This window comes from Pseudomonas sp. FP2309 (assembly GCF_030687575.1).
GTDB lineage: Bacteria > Pseudomonadota > Gammaproteobacteria > Pseudomonadales > Pseudomonadaceae > Aquipseudomonas.
On the sequence record NZ_CP117439.1, the window covers coordinates 3,548,820 to 3,571,477 of the forward strand.

Genomic DNA, 22,658 nt, shown 5'->3' on the forward strand with positions numbered 1-22,658 from the left:
CGGACCGAATCGATAAAAAGACAGGAAAATCATGGCCATTAATCGCCCCACGCTTGATCAGCTTTTAGCCATCGCGGCCCAGTTGAACATGCAACTGACCCACGAGCAGGCGGCGTCCTACCTTGAGCTCATGCAACCGAGTTTCGATGCCTACGATCTGGTCGACGAGCTGTGTGATTTCATCCCGCCCATCCGCTACGAGCGCAGTGGCGGCTATCGCCCCGCAAACAAAGAAAACCCGTTCAACGCCTGGTACTACCGCGCTGAAGTGAAAGGTGCCCGTGAGGGCCTGCTGGCCGGTAAAACCGTCGCGCTCAAAGACAACGTCGCCCTGGCCGGCGTGCCGATGATGAACGGCGCGGCAACGCTGCAAGGCTTTGTGCCGAGCTTCGACGCCACCGTGGTCACACGCTTGCTCGATGCCGGCGCAACCATCCACGGCAAAGCCACCTGCGAGCACTACTGCCTGTCCGGGGGCAGCCACACCTCTGACCCCGCACCGGTGCATAACCCGCACCGTCACGGGTTTTCCGCCGGTGGCTCCTCATCGGGCAGTGCCGCGTTGGTGGCCGCCGGCGAGGTGGACATCGCCGTCGGCGGCGATCAGGGCGGGTCAATCCGTATTCCGTCGGCCTTCTGCGGGACCTACGGCATGAAGCCGACCCATGGACTGGTGCCCTACACCGGCATCATGGCGATTGAAGCAACGATCGATCATGTCGGCCCCATCACCGCCACCGTGCGCGACAACGCATTGATGCTGCAGGCCATGGCCGGTGCGGACGGGCTCGATCCACGCCAGGCGGCGCCGCAGGTCGATGACTACTGCAGCTACCTGGCGCGGGGGGTGAGCGGGCTCAGAATCGGCGTCGTGCAGGAAGGGTTTGCGCTGGCCAACCAGGACCCGCGCGTGGCGGACAAAGTGCGCGAGGCCATCGCCCGCCTCGAGGCGTTGGGCGCGCAGGTGGAAGCGGTGTCCATTCCCGAACACACCTTGGCGGGATCGCTGTGGCACCCCATCGGTTGCGAGGGGTTGACCATGCAGATGATGCACGGCAACGGCGCAGGCTTTAACTGGAAAGGCTTGTACGACGTCGGTCTGCTGGACAAACAGGCCGGCTGGCGCGAGCAGGCTGACCACTTATCGGCGTCGCTCAAACTGTGCATGTTCGTCGGCCAATACGGCCTCACGCGCTACAACGGGCGCTACTACGCCAAGGCCCAAAACCTCGCACGGTTTGCGCGGCAAGGCTATGACAAGGCGCTGCTCGCCTATGACCTGCTGGTGATGCCGACCACCCCCATCATCGCCCAGCCCCATCCGCCAGCAGACTGCTCGATCACCGAGTACGTGGCCCGCGCCCTGGAAATGATCGGCAACACCGCGCCTCAGGACATCACCGGGCACCCGGCCATGTCGATTCCCTGCGGCTTGGTGGACGGCCTTCCGGTCGGGCTGATGCTGGTCGCCCGACACCATGCCGAAGGCACGATCTACCAGGCCGCCGCAGCGTTTGAAGCCGCGGTGGACTGGCGCACGCTCTGAGTTTATGACCTGAAAAACAATAAGAAACACCGACACGTTTGAATCACATCACAACCGCGTTGACTGACAGGAGAGACCCCATGAGTTCATCGACTTCCACAACCGCGACGACTTCAACGCCCGGCGAGCGGGCGTGGGCATTGTTTCAAGTGCTCAAGGGCAAAGACCTCATCCCGGAGGGCTATGTCGAGCAACTCACACAACTGATGGAACACGGCTGGACCCCGGAAAACGGCGCCCGTGTGGTCGCCAAGGCCTGGGTCGACCCGCAGTTCCGGGCGCAGTTGCTCAAGGATGGCACCGCTGCGTGCGCACAGTTCGGCTACACCGGCCCGCAGGGCGAATACATCGTCGCGCTGGAGGATACGCCAACGGTCAAGAACGTGATCGTGTGCAGCCTGTGCTCCTGCACCAACTGGCCGGTGCTCGGGCTGCCACCGGAGTGGTACAAGGGCTTCGAGTTCCGTGCGCGCCTGGTCCGGGAGGGCCGCACCGTATTGCGCGAACTGGGCACCGAGCTACCGAGCGACGTGGCAGTCAAGGTCTGGGACACCAGCGCCGAAAGCCGCTACCTGGTGTTGCCGCTAAGGCCCGAAGGCACCGAGCACATGAGTGAAGAGCAGCTTCAGGCGCTGGTGACCAAAGACGTGCTGATCGGCGTCGCCCTGCCGCGTATCGGCTGACACACCCCCACCTCATCGTTCAACTCCCGGAGTTTTTATTATGGATGGCTTTCACGATCTCGGCGGTTTCCAGGGCTTTGGCAAAGTCCCACACACCATCAACAGCCTGAGCTACAAACAGGTGTTCAAGCAGGACTGGGAGCACCTGGCCTACAGCCTGATGTTCCTCGGTGCCGATCACTTGAAAAAATTCAGCGTGGACGAAGTGCGTCACGCCGTCGAACGCCTGGACGTTCGCCAGCACGTCGACACCCAGTACTACGAACGCTATGTCATCGCCACCGCGACCCTGCTGGTCGAAACCGGCGTCATCACCCAGGCCGAGCTCGATCAGGCCTTGGGTTCGCACTTCAAGCTGGCGAACCCCGCGCAGTCCAACGGACGCTCGGCGATCACCGATCGCGCGCCCTTTGAAGTGGGCGACCGGGTTGTGGTGCGCGATGAGTATGTGGCCGGGCATATCCGCATGCCGGCCTACGTGCGTGGCAAGCGCGGCGTGGTGTTGCATCGCACCTCGGAAAAATGGCCGTTCCCGGATGCCATTGGCCATGGCGATACGAGCGCGGCGCACCAGCCGACTTACCACGTCGAGTTTTGCACGAGAGATCTGTGGGGGGATGCCGCAGACGAAGGCTTCGTGGTGGTCGACCTGTTCGAAAGCTACCTGGACAAGGTGACCCCATGATGAGCGGCGCCCAGGCGGGCCGATTGCCGGTGACGGTGCTTTCCGGCTTCCTCGGCGCCGGCAAGACCACCCTGCTCAACCATATCCTGCGCAACCGCCAAGGCCTGAGAGTGGCGGTGATCGTCAATGACATGAGCGAGGTCAACATCGATGCCGCAGAGGTGCAGCGCGATGTATCGCTGCACCGGGGGCGCGATGAGCTGATCGAAATGAGCAATGGCTGTATCTGCTGCACGCTGCGCGCCGATTTGCTGGAGCAGATCAGCACCCTGGCACGCCAGCAGCGTTTTGATTACCTGCTCATCGAATCCACGGGCATCTCGGAGCCGATGCCGGTCGCCGAGACGTTCGCCTTCCTTGATGCCGACGGCTTCAGTCTCAGCGAACTGGCGCGGCTCGACACTTTGGTGACGGTGGTCGACGGCAGCCGCTTTCAGGTGTTGCTTGAGTCGCCGGACGCCGTGGCCCGCGACGATGCACAGGCGGATACGCCCCAACGCCCGCTGGCAGATCTTCTGATCGAGCAGGTGGAGTACGCCAACGTCATTCTCGTCAACAAACGGGACCTGCTGGATGACGCGGGCTACCAGGCGGTGCACGGGATCCTCGCCGGGCTTAACCCGACCGCGCTGATCATGCCGATGGCCCACGGTAACGTTGAGTTATCCGCCCTCCTCGGCACCCATCGGTTTGATTTACCGAGCCTTGCCGCGTCGCCAGGCTGGATGCGGCAGATGGACGCGACCGACACCCCGGCCTCCGAATCTGACACCTATGGCGTGACGTCCTGGGTGTACCGCGAGCGCGCGCCCTTCCACCCACAGCGCTTGCTCGATTTTCTCCAGCGGCCCTGGCGCAACGGGCGCCTGCTGCGCAGCAAAGGGTACTTCTGGCTCGCCAGCCGGCACCTGGAAACCGGCCTGCTGGCGCAAAGCGGCAGGCAGTTCCAGTGGGACTATGTGGGGCGCTGGTGGAGTTTTGTCGAGCAGTCGCAATGGCCACGGGATGAATATCGCTTGCAGAGCATCATGGCCAAGTGGGACAGCGTCGTCGGGGACTGCCGGCAGGAACTGGTGTTTATCGGCCAGGACCTGGACACCCAGGCCTTGCAGCGCGAACTCGACCACTGCCTGCTCAGCGCCGAGGAAATCGCCGCCGGCCCGCACGCCTGGCAAGCCCTGCCGGGGGCAGCAGCCTTTGATGCCTATGCCTTATCGGCGCCGACGCGCCGCTTGCAGGCTGAGCCCATTTGACCGAGGTGAGGTGTTCCATGCTTTTTTTCAGGCCAACCACGCGCTGGGTACTGGCGCCGCTCGCCGACAGACTGGAGCAGCCCGACCAGGCCTGCACGCCATTGTCTTCGAGCAACCCGTTATTGCGCCGCATCCTGTGCGGTGTCGAGCAGGTGCTGCAAGAGCGGCGCGACCTCAAGACGCAGGCCCGCGCACTGAGCGTGCAAGTCAGCCAATTGGACGAACACCTGGCCGACCGTGACCGCCTGTTGCAGCAAATGGAAGCCCGCCTGGCACTGATCACCCGAGGCGCAGGTGACCTGTTCTGGACGCTGACACTGGATGGAACCGCCGCGTCGGCGCCGGACGGCGCGATGACGTGGACGGGGTCTGCGTCAGTCCAGGTGCCTGGTGGTGACCGGCTGGGCGATTGGCGCGAACAGTTGCACCCGGCCGATCAGCAAGCGCATCTGACGGCGCTCGCCAGGCACCTGGCCGACCGCAGCGGGCGTACCCCCTTCGCGCTGGATGTGCGGATGAAGGCGGCGGCCGGCGATGACTATCGCTGGTGCAGAGTCAGCGGGGTTTCACAGCGCGATGCGCAAGGGGTGGCGCAGGTCTTGGGGGGCAGCGTGCGCGACATTCACGCGCAGCACCTGCACAACGAAGCACTCGAACTGGCGGCCACCCGTTTCGACATTTCCCGGGAAATGCTGCACGACGGGCTGTGGGATATCGAGGTGGTGGCCGGCGACCCGGCAAACCCGAAAAACACCATCTGGTGGTCATCGCAAATGCGCCGGCTGCTGGGCTGCAACACGGTCGAGGAGTTCCCCAATACCCTGGAAAGCTGGACCTCGCGCCTGCACCCGGACGACAGTGCGCGGGCCATCGCCGCGTTTGTCGCGCATGTCGACGACCGCAGCGGCAACACACCGTTCGATGTGGACTATCGGCTCAAGCACAAGAGCGGCACTTACCGCTGGTTTCGCGGCCGTGGGCAAACGCGCCGCGCGCCGGACGGTTCCCCGCAACGGGTGGTGGGCGCCATCACCGATATCCACGCCCACCATGAAGAAAGCACGATGCGCGAAGCCCAGGCGCAACAGCACCAGGTGATGCAGGAAACCCTCAACAAGCTGACGCAGATTGTCGCCACCATCCAGGGCATCGCCAGCCAGACCAACCTTCTGGCGCTCAATGCCGCCATTGAGGCCGCGCGGGCCGGTGAAGCCGGGCGCGGGTTTGCGGTGGTCGCCGATGAAGTGCGCAAACTGGCCACGCGAACCAGCCAGGCGACCCAGCAAGCTGCCGAGATGATGGACCGCTAGCACCGCCCCCCCTGCGCGGCAGGCCGGGGCACACTCACAATAACAAGAGGTACGTTATGCGCGATTACGACTCAGCCGTGGCATCGTTCGACTATCAACAACTGGCCGCCAGGGATTTGCAGGGTGAGCTGACAGCCCTGAACGCGTGCATCGAATGCTGCGACCGCCACGCCGACGGCAATGCCGTGGCGCTGTATTGCGAAACCCGCGATGGCCGCTCCACGCACCATACCTTCAGCGAACTGCAGGCCCACGCCGCGCGCTTCGGCAACTTTCTGCGCGAACAAGGGGTTCAGCCGGGCGATCGCGTCGCGGGCCTGATGCCGCGCACGGTCGAACTGTTGATTGCCATTCTGGGCACCTGGCGCATTGGCGCGGTCTATCAGCCGCTGTTTACCGCCTTCGGTCCCAAGGCGATCGAACAGCGACTGGGCTGCTCCAAGGCCCGCTGGATCGTGACCGATGCCAGCAATCGTCCCAAGCTCGACGACATCACGGACTGTCCCGCCATCATCGTCACCGACGCGCCCCTGCCGCATTCGGGCGATTACGATTTTTGGAGCGTGCTGGATCGCCAACAGGCGCAATGCGTACCGACGTTGTTGGACGCCAGTGCGCCTTTCCTGCTGATGTGCACCTCGGGAACCACCGGGCCGGCCAAGCCGCTGGAGGTGCCGTTAAGCGCCATTCTGGCCTTCAAGGGCTATATGCGTGACGCGATAGCGCTGCGCGCAGACGACCGTTTCTGGAACCTCGCCGACCCCGGCTGGGCGTATGGTTTGTACTACGCGGTGACCGGGCCCTTGGCCTGTGGTCACGCCACGTTGTTCTACGACGGGCCGTTCAGCGTCGAAAGCACCTGCCGGATCATCACCCAGTACGCCATCAGCAACCTGGCCGGGTCGCCAACGGCCTATCGCCTGCTGATTGCAGCGGGCGCCGAGTTCGCCGACGCCGTGCGCGGCCACTTGCGTGTCATCAGCAGCGCCGGCGAGCCGCTCAACCCGCAAGTCATCCGTTGGTTTGCCGAACAACTCGGCGTGGTTATCCACGACCACTACGGCCAGACCGAAATCGGCATGGTGCTGTGCAATCACCATGGGCTGCACCACCCGATCCACGAAGGCTCGGCCGGGTATGCGGTTCCGGGTCACCGGATTGTGGTGCTGGATGACGCCGGTCGGGAATTACCCACCGGCCAGCCCGGCGTGTTGGCGGTGGATCGCGAGCGCTCGCCCCTGTGCTGGTTCAACGGCTACTTTGGCATGCCCACTAAGGCGTTTATCGGCCGCTACTACTTGAGCGGCGATATCGTAGAGCTCAATGCTGACGGCAGTATCAGCTTCGTCGGCCGTAACGACGACGTGATCACCACGTCCGGCTATCGCGTCGGGCCTTTTGATGTGGAGAGTGCGCTGATCGAACACGCGGCAGTGATCGAAGCGGCCGTCATAGGCAAACCCGACCCGCAACGCACCGAGTTGATCAAGGCATTCGTGGTGCTGAACCCCCGGTACGCGCCAGACGCCGAATTGGCTGAAGCCCTGCGCCTGCATGTCAAACAGCGTCTGGCGGCCCATGCGTACCCGCGGGAAATCGAGTTTGTCGAGCAACTGCCCAAGACCCCCAGCGGCAAGTTGCAGCGCTTCATTTTGCGCAACCAGGAAATAGCCAGACAGCAGGCACAGCCCACATGACTCCGGAACGTGCCATGCCTGGCCTGAGCCGCTCAGAGTTCCAGCGCAGAGCCCTGGAACTGTTCAAGGAGCGCAGCTTCGGCCAGGTCAGCATGCGTGAATTGGCGGCACATGTGGGCATCAGTCCGGGAGCGATTTATCACCATGTCGAGAGCAAGGAGGCCTTGCTGGTTGAGTGGCTGATGGAGCTTTACCAGGCGTTGTTGTTGCGCGTTGACCTGATCAAAAAACGCCGGTTGACGCCCGCACAACGCCTGACAAAGCTGATCGAAGGCCACCTCCAACTGCATGAGCACATGACCGCGCATTTCAAGCTGGCCGTCATGGACAGCGGATGCCTGAGCGCACCGATGCACGATCGCGTGCGGCGATTGAGGGAGGCTTACGAGTCAGAAATACTGAGTTTGGTCGGATCGCTGTGCCAGCAACCGGGCGGTCCCCTCCGCGAAGGCGCACTGAGGGCGCTGTTACCCATGCTCAACAGTCTGCCTGCCTGGCTGAGCCCGCAGATGGAGACGGCTCAGCGCCGCATCGTCGCCAAGACCCTCACCGATGCGGTGGTGCAGGCGATAAAGGCCCTGCCCTGAACCGCAAGCGTCTGTTCCGAAATCGCAGGCAGAAAAAAGCCACTCCATTGAGTGGCTTTTTCATAATGCGCGGCGCGTGACGCTGACTTCCACGCGCCGGGTCGACGGGGCTCAGCGTAGCTTATACAGCACAGCAGCCCCGGGCTTGGGTTCGAAAGCCGGCACAGTGCGCTGCTCGAGCGGCAGGCCCTTGGCATCCCAAACCAGGGTGTCCGAGGGGTACTCGTCCTTGCGGGTCATGGCGCCAATCTGCTTGACGATCACCTCCGAGCTGGCAGGTACTTCGGGGTTCCATTCGAATACGCCGACCCTGCCGAAGAATACAGCCGGCGCATCGGCATCGAGGCGTCGGTCAGGACACATCACCAAACCGCGGTCGAGCATAACCCGCAAGGCGCCGACCGGCACCGCCCGCACTGTGGGCGTGGTGCGCTCGGCGCTGTGGCCTGGGCAGACATTGGCCGAACGAGTCACCATGTCCTCGACCACTTGACGGTCGGATTGGGCCTGCGCCGAAAAGGCAACGGCAGACAGGGCGAGCACCACAAGATTTGACTTCCAGAGCACGCGAAACCTCCTGGGAAAAAAACGCCAACGTGACGGACCGCCCCATGCAAGAACTGTCCGTTGCCAGGGCGCACTCTTGAAGACTGTCAAGACACGGGTTTGTTCCATCGGCTGATACGTCCCAGCGTGAATTGGGAGAGCTCGGCGGCGTGTAAGCCAATGCGCAGCGCCACTACGAAGACCCCAGCCGCGTCCCCAAGGCCAACTCTCTCGCAACCATCGTGCGTATGGACTGCACTGGCCTCTTTACGATCGAAGCGCCTCACCAATTTCTTCAACAGCAAAACCGACGTCATGACCGGCGCGGATCAACTCCGCAAACCGCAGCATCACTTGCAGCGTCCCTGACAACCTTCCAGGCCACCGACCAGAGCTGTGAAACGCTGTAGGTATGCAATGCTGCGCGCATCGTACTTTTGATTTCTGCCAGTTCTTGTTCGCAAAGATCATGGTTATAAAGTTCGCACTCAGCGCACAAATAGCGCATGACATCAGCGACGGCGTAATCAAGCCACAGGTTGAACAGCCCGTCAGCATCGCTATACACCCTATCGGACAAACTACGGATGACTTCGTCCGCACTTCTTGATGCAGCATCTGGCGCCAAACGATAGACAACCTGATCCCTCAATACCCAAATCTCATCGCCCTCCCAATAGTAGGTACCCGGGCTTGCTTTACTGGGGTCATCAACAACAAGCCCTGCCTCTCGCAACTGCAGCATGAAGTCACCGACATACCGAGGCGCCAGCCTTCGACAGTCACCTACTCTGAAGCCGCCATTGGTCAATCTCGGGGTAACGGCCCTGTCCAACGCCAGCAGAAGCAACGCCTGACCATCCGACAGCGCTGAGTAATCCACCGTGCGGGTTAACTGCTTGCCGACGTATTCGACCAACTGCCGTTCAAGTTCTGCGGCTTTCGCCTTCTTAGCCGCTAGCGCAATCGCGTCCTGGTCGTTCTGACACAGCGTACAAAGCTTGGTGGAACGCTGAGGGATCTTTCTAGCCTCGGAGCGATTTTTGATTTCGATGAGTTCTGCGCACTTGGGGCAGACCTGATTGTCATCGAATGCTGTGCAACGTTGCCGTATGAAGCTGGCGAGTGTAACGCCTGGTGCCATGTCAATAACGTCCGTCAACCTCGCGCGCCGCATGGCGCCCAAAGTGCGATGGCCTGCGCAAATAGACCTGGAGTCGCGCACCGCGCCCTAAGTTGGCCCTACGTGGTCGCGGGCACCGAAGCCTCGAATGAAGCCGGCTTAATCGCCCTCATCCTTACCGACCGTGTCGGCGGCCTGGGCACCATCGGCACCCACACCGATTGCCCAGTGATCTACCAACCGCTGAGTGGCGGCGACGGTCTGGAACCGGCACTGACCCGCTTCCACTACAACACCGAGCAGGTGCAGCGCGACAACACCTTCACCCACCCCACGCCAAAACCAGCACTCGACCTCTTTCCCCAAATCGCAGACAAAAAAAAGCCACTCGTTAGAGTGGCTTTTTTAAATGCTTGGAGCGGGAAACGAGACTCGAACTCGCGACCCCGACCTTGGCAAGGTCGTGCTCTACCAACTGAGCTATTCCCGCTTGGTGAGGCGCATTCTATAGAATCTTAAGCACCCGTCAAGCCTTTGATTCAAAAAAGTTTTATTTCTTTTCAACGGTGGTGCGCAGATGCGGCCAGGCGGCGCGCAGGTACTGGAGCATCGACCACAGTGTCAGGCCGGCGGCGATTAGCAGCAAAGCGTAGCCGAGCAGGACCCAGAAAGTGAAGTCCGACGGGTTGGCCAGCAGGATCACCAGCGCGAGCATTTGCGCGGCGGTTTTCCATTTGCCCATGTTGGACACGGCGACGTGGGCACGGGCGCCGATTTCGGCCATCCATTCACGCAGGGCCGAGACGACGATTTCGCGGCCGATGATCACCGCGGCCGGCAGGGTCAGCCACAGGTTACCGTGCTCCTGCACCAGCAGCACCAGGGCGACGGCCACCATGAGTTTGTCGGCGACCGGGTCCAGAAACGCGCCGAACGGCGTGCTCTGCTCCAGGCGGCGTGCCAGGTAGCCGTCGAGCCAGTCGGTGGCGGCCGCGAAGGCAAACACGGAGCTGGAGGCCAGGTAGCTCCATTCGTACGGCAAATAGAACAACAAAATAAAAATCGGGATGAGCAGGACGCGTAGAACGGTGATCAGATTAGGGATATTCATCGGCACAACTGGCTACGAGGTGGAAAGGCATTCTATTCGCTATGCAGATTCGCATAAATCAGCTCAGCGAGCTTTTTACTGATACCGGGTGCTTTGGCTATCTCGTCAATGCTGGCACGGGACAGCTCCTGCAAGCCACCAAAATGTTTAAGCAAGTCACGACGTCGCGTCGGCCCCACGCCTGCAACCCCTTCCAGGGTTGAGGTTCGCCGGGTTTTGCCACGGCGGGCGCGGTGGCCGGTAATGGCAAAACGGTGGGCTTCGTCGCGAATCTGTTGAATCAAATGCAGCGCCGGCGAGTCGCCTTTCAAAGTGAACTCATGGGCGGCATCATTCAAGTACAACGTCTCGAAACCAGCCTTGCGCGTCGCGCCCTTGGCCACACCCAGGAGAATCAGGTCGGGCACGGCCAGTTCGTTGAGCACGTCACGGGCCATGGACAGCTGGCCCTTGCCGCCGTCCACCAGCAGGATATCGGGCAGCTTGCCCTCCCCGTCCTTGAGCTTGCTGAAGCGCCGCGTCAGGGCCTGGTGCATGGCCGCGTAGTCATCGCCAGCGGTGACGCCTTCGATGTTATAGCGTCGGTAATCGGATTTGATCGGTCCTTCCGGCCCGAACACCACGCAGGACGCCACGGTAGCTTCGCCGCTGGAGTGACTGATGTCGTAGCACTCCAGGCGCTGGGGCGGCTCGTCCAGGTTGAGGACCTCGGCCAAGGCGTCAAAGCGTGCGGCCACGTGCTGTCGATTGGCCAGGCGCGCACTCAGGGCTTGCTCGGCATTAGTCACCGCCAGTTGCTGCCAGCGGGCGCGGGTGCCGCGCACACGGTGGCTGATGCCCAGTTCGCGGCCGCGCAGCTCGTGGATCGCCTCGATCAAGGTGGGGAAGTCTTCGTGCACCACGTTCACGATCAGCTCCGACGGCAGGTCGCGCTCGGGACTGCTGACGTAGTACTGGCCAAGGAACGCGGCCATCACTTCGGCCACTTCCTCGTCGATGCCGGTCTGCGGGAAGAAGTTCTTGCTTCCCAGCACTCGGCCGCCGCGCACGCTGATCAAGTGCACACAGGCGCCCCCCGGGTTGACGAACGCAGCGATCACGTCGACGTCGCCGGTGCCGCCTTCCATGCTTTGCTGGTCCTGGACGCGGCGCAACAGAGAGATCTGGTCACGCAGTTCAGCGGCGCGTTCGAAATCCAGGGTACTGGCTGCCTGTTCCATCGCCGTGGAGAGTTCATCGGTGAGCGCATTGCTGCGTCCTTCGAGGAACATCACCGAATGGCGCACATCCTCGGCGTATTCCGCAGGCTCCACCAAGCCGACGCACGGCGCCTTGCAGCGTTTGATCTGGTATTGCAGGCAGGGCCGCGTACGGTTTTTGTAAAAGCTGTCTTCGCACTGACGCACAAAAAAGGTTTTTTGCAGCAGGCTCAGGCTCTCGCGGATCGCACCGGCGCTGGGATACGGCCCGAAATACTTGCCCTTCGCCTTCTTGGCGCCACGGTGAATGCTCAGGCGTGGGAAGTCGCCGTCGGATAAATACACATATGGGTAGGATTTATCGTCACGCAGCAGGATGTTATAGGGCGGTCGCCATTCCTTGATCAGCGTCTGCTCAAGCAGCAGCGCCTCGGTTTCATTGGCGGTGATGGTGGTTTCGACTTGGGCGATACGTGCCACCAAGGCGGCGGTTTTCGGCGCGAGACCGGTCTTGCGAAAATAGCTCGCCAGGCGGTTCTTCAGGTTCTTGGCTTTGCCGACGTACAGCAGGCGCGCCTCGCTGTCGAACATGCGATACACGCCGGGGCGGCCACTGCAGGTTGAAAGGAAGGCACTCGGATCAAACGATGTGGTCATGTCAGGCGCTGGCGTCCACCATGCCGTGGCGCACCGCGAGCAGGGTCAATTCAACATCACTGCTGATGGCGAGCTTCTCGAAAATGCGATAGCGATAGGTGTTGACGGTCTTGGGCGACAAGCACAGCTTGTCGGAAATGGCCTGAACCTTCTGGCAACCGACGATCATCAAGGCGATCTGGATTTCCCGCTCCGACAGCGCATCGAACGGCGAGTCGCTGGTGGGCTGGAAGGACTTGATCGCCAACTGCTGGGCAATCTGCGGGCTGATATAGCGCTGGCCTGCAAACACCAGACGGATGGCTTGCACCATCTCGGCAAGGCCCGCGCCCTTGGTCAGGTAACCGGCGGCACCGGCCTGCAACAGGCGGGTGGGGAACGGATCTTCCTCGCACACGGTCACCACCACGACTTTAATGTCCGGATGGCTGCGCAGCAATTTGGTCGTAGCGCCAAGACCGCCGATCCCGGGCATCTTGACGTCCATCAGTACCACGTCGGGCTTCAACTCCCGGGCCTTGATCAGGGATTCCTCACCTGATTCGGCCTGGCCGACTACTTGCAGGCCATCGATGTCAGCCAGCATTCGTGTAATGCCTGTACGAACGAGATCATGGTCATCGACTACTAGCACCCTAATCAAGCAGACACCTCGCGAAATGGTCTTATAGGTTGCCGAACACCTTAGCAAAAAACCAAGGCCCAGACCTAGTTGCAAGCGTCATATATATGGAGTTTGGATAAGCGCAAGCCGCCCGCAGCGCAGCGGACAGCCTGATTTGTTGGGCGAAGGGTCAGAAATCCTAAGGCTGGGCCTTGGATCTTCCATTCTGCAAAATGCAATGTTCAGCCAAGGTGGAAGTCAGGCGACGGATAGCATCCTGATCTTCCTTGAACATCGCGCGGTAATCGCCCAGGACTTTTTCTTCTATCCGGCTCAGGTTTTCCAGTTGAAGCGGCGTGGCCGTGCCGGTCAACACGTACAGTACATCAACACCTCTCTCGGCGACCCGAGACAAATAGTTGGCCTTGGGTGCACGCCCTCCACTTTCGTACTTGCCTTGCGCGTTGGCCTCAACGCCACCGATCTCACCAAAGACTTTTTGCGACAGGCCAAGCCGCTCTCTTTCCTGCCTCAAACGCGAACCGATTCCACTCATTTGGATGCATGATCCTATTTTGTAAACCTGCAGAGGTGACAGGCTCACCTCTTAGTTAAACAACCTTGAACGGCTTCGAGCTATGCCCCGAACCCTGACTGCCGTAAAAGCCGAGGCCAGGCTGCAACATCAAGGAAAGTCAGTTCAAACGTTCGCCTGTGAACATGGCGTTGAGCCGGCAACCACCTACCAAGTGCTCGCCGGGGCGCAAAAAGAGGGGTCATCCCTGAGGCTGACGGCCAAAAAACACTCAGGAACTCGGCTCCTGCAGCCAGTATGCGCCTATCAGGATGAGGCGCGTGGTTTAGCTTGAACGGCAGACCCGCTCCATACGCCAGAAGCAATCTTCTTCCCCAACGATATTGAACCCCGTGCGCTGATAAAGCTGCCAGGCCGGATTCGTCTTGAACACCGTCAAACGCAACAGGCCCAGTGCCTGCGCCTTGAGCGCCATCTGCTCCAGCACCCAACTGCCCGCACCCTGCCCGCGACAGGCTTCGAGCATGTGCAGCTCGCGAATATACAGCGCCCGGCTATCACGGCTCAGGCTGATAAAGCCCAGCACGCTGTCATCACGGCAAATCAACCAGTTTTCGCGCCCGGCCCAGGCCGTATCGAAGCCGTCGTTGGACCACCAGAGCCCGTACTGCCGGTAATACCCGTTCATCGCCTCGCGGGTCAACGTTCGTGCAAAGGGCAGGTCCTGGTCCGTCGCCGCGCGCAGATGAAAGACCATTTAGACAGCCACCACATGGCCAGCCCAACCGTCACTGTCCAGTCGGGCAACCACCAGTGCCTCCCCCAGACCCGGTGCCGCGGCAAGCAAACGGCCATCCGCCGCCCAGATCGCGCTGCGACCGGCACACGCCCCCCCCCCCGAAGGACCACCATGGTTGGCCATCACGACCAGCAGGCCATGTTCAATGGCATAGCCTTGCAGCAGTGCAGCGTCCGTGGCGTAACCGTTCTCACTGATCAGCACCCCGGCGGCGTAAACCGAGGCGCCCGCGTGCGCCGCAGCACGCGGATGACTGGCATGGCAAAAATCTGCACACACCGCCAGAGCAATACGTTGCGCCTCAAGTTCAAGGAGCGCGCCCCCTTGCCCGGCAACAAACGCCACCTCTTCACCGGCATGCAAGTGCTGCTTGGTGTAGACCGCCAGGGAGCCATCCGCCCCCAGCACCAAGGCGCCAATTGCTACGCCGGCGTCAGGCGCCAATCGGATCGGCATGCCCACCACGGCAGTCATGCGCAGCGCCCGCGCCATTTCCCGCAGTGGCGTCAACAGGCCATCGCCGGGGGCAATCGCCAGTGCCGCCGCCAGCGACGGTTCATAGCCCGTCAAAGACAACTCCGGAAATACCAACAGTTGCACGCCCTGCTCCCGTGCAGCCCGCATAAATACAAGGTGCCGCTGGATATTGGCCGGCACATCGCCCGCAATTGAAACGGATTGAGCAGCAGCAAGGGTCAAGGCGGTCATGGTCGCGTCCAAGCAATCAGTATCAAAGAATGAACAGCATATCGACACGTACCCTATAGCGGTAAGTCCCTTCACCCAATAGAAATTACTGATTGAATCTCTGCGCGTGCCTCTAGTAAGCTCCACCGATCATTTGGAGACACACCATGTTGCAACTCGTCCACACTCAGGTTTGCCTTGCTGCCAGCGCCTCGCGCTCGGTGCCAGCTGCCTGTGTGAACGGTTCGAGCGCAGCTGTCAGCTTTTATTTTGGGTATTGGTTTAGCCACTGGCGCGCCTGATACTTGAAATCGGCGCCCACTACTCAAGGGGTCGCCTACCAGAGAAATCTAACCCCCGGTCGGCTCCCCGACCGGGGGTTTTGTTTTTCAGGCCTCTTAACTTTTGCAGAACACTCAAAGGAATCACGACATGAACTACGCCACCTATTACCGCTACGACACCTCCACCGCATGGCGATTTAGCAAGCTCCGTTCGGGACAGCCTGCCGCCTCCGATCGGTCACCTATTGGTGGCAAGCCAACACACGTAGCCAGTACGGCCAATTGTCGAACACCCCAGTAGGCCAAGCGCGCGGGAACAACCCGCCGCTTGTCCAGGAAGCCTTGAATATGAACTCCTCCGTCGCCGCCCTGCCCGTTTCGAACCTCATCAGTACCAATGAAGCCCTGACCCAACGCCTGCCCAGTGCTCTTGAGCTCAAGCATCAACTACCGCTCAGCCCGTTCCTCAACGAACAGATCCATGCCCATCGCCAAGCCGTGCGCGCCATTCTCAATGGCGAAGATTCACGCTTGCTGGTGATTGTCGGCCCGTGTTCGATCCACGATCCGGAATCGGCCATGGAGTACGCGCGCAACCTGAAGAAGCTGGCGCTGGACGTCAGCGACCAGATGCTGTTGGTGATCCGTGCCTACGTCGAAAAACCACGCACCACCATCGGCTGGAAAGGCCTGGCCTACGACCCGCACCTGGATGGCAGCGATGACATGGCCGCCGGGTTGACCCTGTCCCGCGAGCTGATGCGTGAAATGCTGCGCCTGGGCCTGCCGGTCGCCACTGAACTGCTGCAACCCATGGCCGCCGGCTACTTTGATGACCTGCTCAGTTGGGTGGCGATTGGCGCACGCACCACCGAGTCGCAGATCCACCGCGAAATGGCCAGTGGACTAGGCATGCCGGTGGGCTTCAAGAACGGTACCGACGGCGGCGTTGCGATTGCCTGTGACGCAATGCGCTCGGCGTCCCACCCGCACCGCCACTTCGGCGTCGACAGCCAGGGCCACCCGGCGATCATCCAGACTGCCGGCAACCCCGACACCCACTTGGTACTGCGCGGCGGTCACCGTGGGCCGAACTACGATGCCCAAAGCGTGGCGCAGGTGAAGCACGACCTGACCAAATCCAAAGTCGCACCGCGCATCATGGTCGACTGCAGCCATGCCAACAGCGGCAAGGATCCGTTGCGTCAGCCGGCAGTGTTCAACGACGTGCTGGAACAACGCCTGCAAGGCGACACCTCGCTGATCGGCATGATGCTCGAGAGCCACCTGTTCGAAGGCTGCCAACCCCTGAGCCCGTCGATGAAGTACGGCGTGTCGGTGACCGATGGTTGCCTGGGCTGGGCAGGTACCGAGCACCTGTTGCGCAACGCCACCGAGCGTTTGCGTGCGCAAGGTTGATCGTTCAAGGCGCCGCTACACAGGGGTACGGCGCCCCACCAGTGGGACTACGGCGAAGTGCTCAAGGACCCGGTGATCCAGCAGATCGCCGAACGCCACCGGGCGACCCCAAGGGCATTGCGCCAGAGTGGAACTAAACCCCGGCCACCGGCCTGCGGGATAATTCCCGCAGCCACGGCAGCACCCGCAGGCCCTTCGCGGCCTCGGGTGGGTCGATGATATCCATGAAGTGTTCAAGGTTGACGTTGTCCGGCACGCCAGGCAGGCGCACCAGGACCGTCGGCATCGCACCGGCAGGCTTGCCCGCTTCCAGGTGGTCGTAGACCAGCACATGGCGAACCTGGGATTGCAGCTCGCAGGTATTGACCAGCAGGCCGGCGTTGATGATCAGCACATCAAAAGGCTCAGCGGGAATAGCGGTCAGGATTTGTACTTCTTCAGAGGTTTGCACCGGGACAATCCGGTGGTACCCCAATTGGTTGAGCATTTTTTCAATGTACAGCCGTTGCAGGTGCTGTTCATCGGCAATCAGGATGGTCAGTGCTTTGTTCGGCATGGCAAACCCCTGGGCTGGCAGCGCGCGTCAGTGAGGCCGCCCATTCTCCAGACATATCCCGCAGACTAAATCAGGCATATTCCCTCTTCGCGTAGGACCTATCCCAAATCCACCGAAAGGGCATTGACTTCAGTCACGCCCGATTGCCGTAGCGGACCAGCGTGTGATGCACCTGCGTGATAGCCGCGCCCAAGGCCTCGACCGTATCGCCCAATGCGGCCTCGTCCCGTCGTTCACACACTGCCTCCAAGGCCTCGCAGCACTCAATGAGCGCCCGTGCCTTGACCATGCGCGCGCCACCTTTAATGCGATGGGCCACGTCATGCAGCTTGGCAAAGTTCACCTGATGTCGAAGCGCTGGCAGCAACGCACGGTCCTCCTCCAGGCTGACGGACAACGGCGTCAGCAATTCGTCGAGCGCAGCCTTGTCACCCCCGGTGAGCGTGGTCAGCAAGCTCAAATCAACCAACGCCTCCTCCATCGCCGCAGCGCCACCGGCTGCATGCGAGGCCAAGGCCTGCCGCAAATCCTCAAGCCCGGTCGGCTTGAACAGGCAGCCGTCCATGCCAGCCTGGCGGCAGCGTTCAGCCTCTTCTGCCTGGGCGTTGGCGGTGAAGCCCAGCAACAGGCAGGGTTTCAAGCCGCGCTCGCGTTCTTGTACGCGGATCTCACGCGCCAACGCGTAACCGTCCTTAAGGGGCATGTTGCAATCGGTGATCACCCCATCAAAGTGCTCGGCCCGCCAAAGCGCAAGCCCTTGGACACCGTCGTCGGCAGTGACGATGCGATGCCCAAGGAAGCTCAGTTGTCGCGCCAGCAGCAGGCGGTTGGCGGGGTAATCATCGACCACCAGGATCTTCAGCGCGCGTGTCGAAGGGCTCGGCAGCGCAGCCGAAGCCGTCGGCACCGCTGCGGCCAACGCCAGCATCAGTGTCACATCCACCCGCGTGCCTTTGCCCAGCACGCTGCTCAGGTGCAGTTGGCCGCCCATCATCTGGCACAGGTTGCGGCTGATCACCAGTCCAAGGCCAGAACCGCTGCGCGCCGATTGTTCGTGGTTGCTGCCTTGGATAAACGGATTGAACAACCGCTGTTGATCTTCGGCACTGATGCCGATACCCGTGTCCTCCACCCATACCCGCAGGCTCAGAGGGTCACCGGCCAAAGCCGGCATGGCCTGGGCGCCAAGGCAGATACGGCCGGCGGCGGTGAACTTGATGGCATTGCCCAGCACATTGGAGATCACCTGTTTGAAACGCATGGGGTCGATCAACACCGGGCGGTCGATCAAGGGATCCAGCGCCACTTGCAGAACCAGGCCCTTGTCCCGCGCCAGCCCCTCGAATACCCGCGCCACCGAGACCAGCAGCTCATGCACGTTGGACGTTTCCAGGCTCAGGGACAGATGGCCGGACTCAATTCGCGCAATATCGAGAATATCGCCGATCAACTCCAGCATGCTCCGCGAAGCCACCGATGCCACTTCCAGCGCATCGCGGTCGGCACGGCCCTGTTCGGCGTTTTTAAGCGCCAGCTCGATCATGCCGATCACTGCATTCATGGGAGTACGGATCTCATGGCTCATGGTCGCCAGGAACGTCGTCTTGGCGCGGTTCGCAGCGTCGGCCTCTTCCTTGGCCTCCTGCAGCTGGCCCAATAAACGCTGGCGCTCGCTCACGTCCACCCAACCGGCGATCATGCCCACCACCTTATCGTCGCCATCACGGTAGGGCAGCATCCATTGGTAGATGGTCAATACGTCACCGTTGGGCAGTTTGAGTACGCGGTCGAGAATGTGCGGCTCACCCTGCTCCATCAACCGTAAGTAATCGGCATGGAACGACTGGGCCTGGGGCGGGTTGCCGGTATCGGTTTGCATCACGGTCTTGCCGATCACGTCTTCGAGCTTGAAGCCAAACACATCCAGGTAAGCGTTATTGCACGCCATCAAGCGGCCCTGACGATCACGCACGTAAATAGGATGGGGGGTGCCGTCAATCAGCACGCTCATAAAACGCATCTGGTCACTCAAAGCACGCTCGGCCTGGGCACGCTTGCGAATAAGACTACGCAGGTAGAACACCCAACCGAGGGTAACCAGCAGCAACAACGCAGCCAAACCGAACCCCTGGAGAATGACGTTGCGGTGACGCAGCCAGTAATTGTCATCAATCAGGATCTCGCTGCGCCAATGGTTGGTCAGCTCGTCTATCTCTTCAGGCGTAATGCTCAGCAAGGCCTTGTCGAGGATCGAATACAACTCCAAATGACTGCGGTTGACGCCAAACGTCAAACGCGCAGGCTCCGTGCCCACGGTGCTGGTGATGCGCAGGCGTTCGGGATAGTGACGCGCAATGAGGTAGCGCGCGGAAATCAGCGACAGCACCGTTGCATCGACACTGCCTTTGGCGACCGACTCCATGGCCTGCTCAGGGTTCTCCACATCGACCAACTCGATGCTGGGGTAGTGCTGGATAATCTGCGCGGCAAGGCTGTCGCCGCGAATAAACGACAGACGTTTACCGGCCATGTCCTCAAGGGTCACCAGGCGATCGTTCTCAGCAGGCACCACCAACACATAGGGGCTGGATAAGTAAGGCCGGGTAAAACGCATTTTCTCGGAGCGTTCGACACTCGGGCTGATCGCCGCCACCATGTCCACCTTGCCGGCATTGACCTGATCCGCTTGCCGTGGCAGCGAACTGCCCCGCACCACATCGAATTTCAACCCCGTGCGCAGGCTGATCCGCGACAGCACCTCGGCGCTTAATCCTTCAAATTGCTCCTGTTTATTGAAGTAGGACAACGGCACGAACTTGTCGAGCACCGCCACCTTCACCCGGGGATGCTTCTCCAGCCAGCGCTGCTCACTGCCGCTCAAACGCAGCCGCTCGGCTTCGAAGAAGCCGCCGCCGCCGGCACTCCAGCGGCGCAGGATTTCCAGTTGCTGGTTGGCGGGCACGGTCGCCAGTGCAGCGTTGAAGATGTTCAATAAACGCGTATTACCCTTGACGAACGCGAAGCCGAAAGGGTTGGTCTCCAGCGCGGAAAAATCCGCCATGCGCACATTGTTCAGATGGTTCTTGTTGATCAGGTAGCGGGTACTGATGGCGTCGCCCAGGTACACATCCGCTTGCCCGAATGCAACGGCGCCGATGGCTTCGAAGGTCGAACCGAACAGCAGCAACCGGGCATTCGGATAAAAGGCCTGGACGACGTCGGGTTGCATGTAGTGATAGAGCATCGCGACGCGCTTACCCGAAAGATCAGGCTTGAGTGCATGGCTCTCGCCCGTACGCGTGACCAGCGTGGGTTGATCGTTGGCATAGGATCGGGACAGCACCAGCTGCGAATCGGCCGCTTCATAGCCGTTGGCCGACCCGACCAAGTCAACCTCACCGGTCTTGAGCGCCTCGATCACCTCATCGCGAGTGTCATACCGTCGCACGTTAATACTGATGTTCAGTATCTGCGCAATCATTTGCGCGTAATCGGCGGTGATGCCTTCGAGTTCGTCGTTGTTATTGCTCAGGTCAAAGGGGGCGTAATCGGGTGCCGATACCCCCATCGACAGCGTGCGCCGCTCCCGCAGCCAGCGCCAGTCCGCCTCGCTCAACACCAGCGTCGGGTTTTCAAGCGTGGAGTGGCCCAGCAGGCGCAGATTGTGTGGGTCATCAGAGGCCATCGCCGCCAAGGGCAACAGCCCCATCAGCAGGATGGCCGCGCGCTTGAGCAACCTTGAGGCGACCATTTCAGATCAGATGATTACGCTGAGCAAACTTGGACAGGTGCACCACCGAGGACATCCGCAACTTCTCCTTGAGCCGCGTTTTGTAGGTACTGATGGTCTTGTGACTGAGCAGCATGTCCTCGGCGATTTCCTTGTTACCCAGGCCTATGGCGAGCTTTTGCAGCACGGTCAACTCACGGTCGGAAAGCGCCTCTACCAACTCCTGCTCAGTGGACTGCAGATCGTCGCGGCGCACCGAACTGGTAGGCAGGCTGGGGAAACAGCTGTAACCGGAGCGGATCGCCCTGATTGCCTTTTGCAGTTCATCCAGCTCTCCCGTCTTGGCCACGAACCCCATCGCACCGGCGCGCATACAGCGGGTGGAAAAAAACACGGCCAGATAAGAAGTCAGCACCAGGATTCTGCAGGGCAGCTCCAGTGACTTGATCCGGCTGATCACCTCCAGCCCGCCAAGTTTGGGCATCGCCAGGTCCAGAATGACCAGATCCGGACGCACCTCGCGGGCAATCTGCATGGCGTCGGCACCGTTGCCCGCCTCAAGGATGGTGTCGAAACCTTCCTGTTTGAGCAGAAACTTGACGGTGGCGCGTATAAAAGGATGATCATCCACAATTAAAGCTTTGTTGCTCATAAGACTCCCCTGAGAAGATCAATACGCTCACATATCAAGCGAGTCCCATCTACCTGTTAGAAGTAACAGTTCCGACAAGCGGTGCTGATGCCTCTGCGCAACACGTCAGGCAGTACGGGTCCCTCCTTTTGAAAAACACGGTAAACACGCGCCTTGATTCCTGAACAGGCGCAAGCGCGCAACCTTAACAACGACGTGTCTTTTCAATTGAAGGGATAGTCTTGATTGCTCGTAGGATTTTCCTTCACCAGGACAGAGCCGCGCCCAGGGTTACTCCGTCGTACTGGGGCTCCAGAACGCCTGAACCACCAGCGTCGATCTGGAAATTCGCGCGACCAGTGCGTCCAACTCGTCACCGTCCACCGAGGTCACCGCCAGGGTCGCCTCGATTTCCACTTCCTCACTGCCGAACGGGCGCACATCGACATCACTGGCCGGGTAGTTGCAGCGCGCCAACTCAGCTTCCAGCAACGCCAGCACCGCGGTTTGCTGGGTGCGCCGGGCGATGACATAGAGGATGTTGGTGACCTCCGCCGACACCACATCCAACGGCTGGCGGTTGATGTTATTGACGATCGGTCGCAGCAAGGTGTTGGCCGCCAGCACAAACAGCGTACCCAGCAACGCTTCAAGCACCAGATCGGCACCGGCGCACGCCCCCACCGCGGCCGATGCCCATAGCGTGGCGGCGGTGTTGAGCCCGCGCACGTTACCTTCTTCGCGCATGATCACGCCGGCGCCGAGAAAGCCGATGCCCGACACCACATACGCGACCACCCGCACCGCCCCTTCCGCACCGCCCAGGCGGTTAGCCATATCCACGAAAATCGCCGCCCCTACCGCCACCAGCACATTGGTGCGCAGCCCCGCCGTGCGCTGACGGTACTGACGTTCCAAGCCAATCAAGCCACCGAGGATAAACGCGGCGGTGAGACTCACCGACGTGTCGATCAGGGAATCGAGGTTGATGTTGTTGATTGCTTGCATAGGAAATC

General features: G+C 61.0%; 21 protein-coding genes, 1 tRNA gene and 1 pseudogene. 9 read left to right on the top strand and 14 right to left on the bottom strand.

Annotated features, from left to right (window positions below):
- Positions 1-31: 31 nt before the first annotated feature.
- The 7 genes from PSH59_RS16150 (at position 32) to PSH59_RS16180 (ending at position 7,761) form a co-directional block, all read left to right on the top strand.
- The gene (locus PSH59_RS16150) at positions 32-1,546 is read left to right on the top strand and encodes an amidase (protein ID WP_305393177.1); all 1,515 of its coding nucleotides are present in this window, start codon (positions 32-34) and stop codon (positions 1,544-1,546) included.
- Positions 1,547-1,626: 80 nt separating this feature from the next.
- Positions 1,627-2,229 (top strand): nitrile hydratase subunit alpha, encoded by a 603-nt coding sequence (gene nthA / locus PSH59_RS16155; RefSeq protein WP_248079693.1) that lies wholly within the window; start codon positions 1,627-1,629, stop codon positions 2,227-2,229.
- Between the two features lie 40 nt (positions 2,230-2,269).
- Positions 2,270-2,914: a nitrile hydratase subunit beta gene (nthB, locus tag PSH59_RS16160; RefSeq protein WP_305393178.1), complete on the top strand. Its 645-nt coding sequence runs from the start codon at positions 2,270-2,272 to the stop codon at positions 2,912-2,914.
- Positions 2,911-4,167, top strand: a complete 1,257-nt coding sequence (locus PSH59_RS16165; RefSeq protein ID WP_305393179.1) for a GTP-binding protein — start codon at positions 2,911-2,913, stop codon at positions 4,165-4,167. Before nthB ends, PSH59_RS16165 begins: the two co-directional genes overlap by 4 nt.
- 17 nt (positions 4,168-4,184) lie before the next feature.
- Complete coding sequence (locus PSH59_RS16170) at positions 4,185-5,477, top strand: methyl-accepting chemotaxis protein (RefSeq protein ID WP_305393180.1); 1,293 nt, start codon at positions 4,185-4,187, stop codon at positions 5,475-5,477.
- 56 nt (positions 5,478-5,533) lie between these two features.
- Positions 5,534-7,174: an AMP-binding protein gene (locus PSH59_RS16175; protein WP_305393181.1), complete on the top strand. Its 1,641-nt coding sequence runs from the start codon at positions 5,534-5,536 to the stop codon at positions 7,172-7,174.
- Positions 7,171-7,761 carry a TetR/AcrR family transcriptional regulator gene (locus PSH59_RS16180; protein ID WP_305393182.1) on the top strand — a complete coding sequence of 197 codons (591 nt, stop codon included), beginning with the start codon at positions 7,171-7,173 and terminating at the stop codon, positions 7,759-7,761. Before PSH59_RS16175 ends, PSH59_RS16180 begins: the two co-directional genes overlap by 4 nt.
- Positions 7,762-7,872: 111 nt before the next feature.
- Here PSH59_RS16180 and PSH59_RS16185 read toward each other — a convergent pair whose 3' ends face one another.
- The 8 genes from PSH59_RS16185 to PSH59_RS16220 all read right to left on the bottom strand — a co-directional run bounded on the left by PSH59_RS16185 (position 7,873) and on the right by PSH59_RS16220 (position 13,557).
- The gene (locus PSH59_RS16185) at positions 7,873-8,328 is read right to left on the bottom strand and encodes a hypothetical protein (protein ID WP_305393183.1); all 456 of its coding nucleotides are present in this window, start codon (positions 8,326-8,328) and stop codon (positions 7,873-7,875) included.
- 292 nt (positions 8,329-8,620) lie between these two features.
- A complete protein-coding gene (locus PSH59_RS16190; RefSeq protein ID WP_305393184.1) occupies positions 8,621-9,451 on the bottom strand; it encodes a hypothetical protein in 831 nt (276 codons plus the stop codon).
- Between the two features lie 138 nt (positions 9,452-9,589).
- Complete coding sequence (locus PSH59_RS16195; protein WP_305393185.1) at positions 9,590-9,760, bottom strand: hypothetical protein; 171 nt, start codon at positions 9,758-9,760, stop codon at positions 9,590-9,592.
- Positions 9,761-9,844: 84 nt separating this feature from the next.
- A tRNA-Gly gene (locus PSH59_RS16200) sits at positions 9,845-9,920 on the bottom strand.
- A gap of 60 nt (positions 9,921-9,980) precedes the next feature.
- Positions 9,981-10,541 (bottom strand): CDP-diacylglycerol--glycerol-3-phosphate 3-phosphatidyltransferase, encoded by a 561-nt coding sequence (gene pgsA, locus PSH59_RS16205; protein WP_010566013.1) that lies wholly within the window; start codon positions 10,539-10,541, stop codon positions 9,981-9,983.
- A 32-nt stretch (positions 10,542-10,573) separates the two neighbouring features.
- Positions 10,574-12,397 (bottom strand): excinuclease ABC subunit UvrC, encoded by a 1,824-nt coding sequence (gene uvrC, locus PSH59_RS16210; RefSeq protein WP_248079697.1) that lies wholly within the window; start codon positions 12,395-12,397, stop codon positions 10,574-10,576.
- Between the two features lies 1 nt (position 12,398).
- Positions 12,399-13,040 (bottom strand): UvrY/SirA/GacA family response regulator transcription factor, encoded by a 642-nt coding sequence (gene uvrY / locus PSH59_RS16215; RefSeq protein WP_010566015.1) that lies wholly within the window; start codon positions 13,038-13,040, stop codon positions 12,399-12,401.
- Positions 13,041-13,200: 160 nt separating this feature from the next.
- Positions 13,201-13,557: a helix-turn-helix domain-containing protein gene (locus PSH59_RS16220; RefSeq protein WP_305393186.1), complete on the bottom strand. Its 357-nt coding sequence runs from the start codon at positions 13,555-13,557 to the stop codon at positions 13,201-13,203.
- Positions 13,558-13,639: 82 nt separating this feature from the next.
- Here PSH59_RS16220 and PSH59_RS16225 point away from each other — a divergent pair.
- Positions 13,640-13,771: pseudogene (locus tag PSH59_RS16225) on the top strand (DNA-binding protein); the annotation flags it as partial.
- Between the two features lie 90 nt (positions 13,772-13,861).
- On the opposite strand, the gene PSH59_RS16230 reads toward PSH59_RS16225, so the two are convergent.
- Both PSH59_RS16230 and PSH59_RS16235 read right to left on the bottom strand, forming a co-directional pair.
- The gene (locus tag PSH59_RS16230) at positions 13,862-14,293 is read right to left on the bottom strand and encodes a GNAT family N-acetyltransferase (protein ID WP_248079701.1); all 432 of its coding nucleotides are present in this window, start codon (positions 14,291-14,293) and stop codon (positions 13,862-13,864) included.
- Positions 14,294-15,043: a carbon-nitrogen hydrolase family protein gene (locus PSH59_RS16235; RefSeq protein WP_305393187.1), complete on the bottom strand. Its 750-nt coding sequence runs from the start codon at positions 15,041-15,043 to the stop codon at positions 14,294-14,296.
- Between the two features lie 611 nt (positions 15,044-15,654).
- Here PSH59_RS16235 and PSH59_RS16240 point away from each other — a divergent pair.
- Positions 15,655-16,725: a 3-deoxy-7-phosphoheptulonate synthase gene (locus tag PSH59_RS16240; RefSeq protein WP_305393188.1), complete on the top strand. Its 1,071-nt coding sequence runs from the start codon at positions 15,655-15,657 to the stop codon at positions 16,723-16,725.
- Between the two features lie 133 nt (positions 16,726-16,858).
- On the opposite strand, the gene PSH59_RS16245 is transcribed toward PSH59_RS16240, so the two are convergent.
- The 4 genes from PSH59_RS16245 to PSH59_RS16260 form a co-directional block, all read right to left on the bottom strand.
- A complete protein-coding gene (locus PSH59_RS16245; protein ID WP_248079707.1) occupies positions 16,859-17,281 on the bottom strand; it encodes a chemotaxis protein CheY in 423 nt (140 codons plus the stop codon).
- A 133-nt stretch (positions 17,282-17,414) separates the two neighbouring features.
- The gene (locus PSH59_RS16250; protein WP_305393189.1) at positions 17,415-21,032 is read right to left on the bottom strand and encodes a transporter substrate-binding domain-containing protein; all 3,618 of its coding nucleotides are present in this window, start codon (positions 21,030-21,032) and stop codon (positions 17,415-17,417) included.
- Position 21,033: 1 nt separating this feature from the next.
- Positions 21,034-21,663: a response regulator transcription factor gene (locus tag PSH59_RS16255; RefSeq protein WP_248079710.1), complete on the bottom strand. Its 630-nt coding sequence runs from the start codon at positions 21,661-21,663 to the stop codon at positions 21,034-21,036.
- Positions 21,664-21,933: 270 nt separating this feature from the next.
- Positions 21,934-22,650, bottom strand: a complete 717-nt coding sequence (locus PSH59_RS16260) for an MgtC/SapB family protein (protein WP_305393190.1) — start codon at positions 22,648-22,650, stop codon at positions 21,934-21,936.
- Positions 22,651-22,658 lie beyond the last annotated feature (8 nt).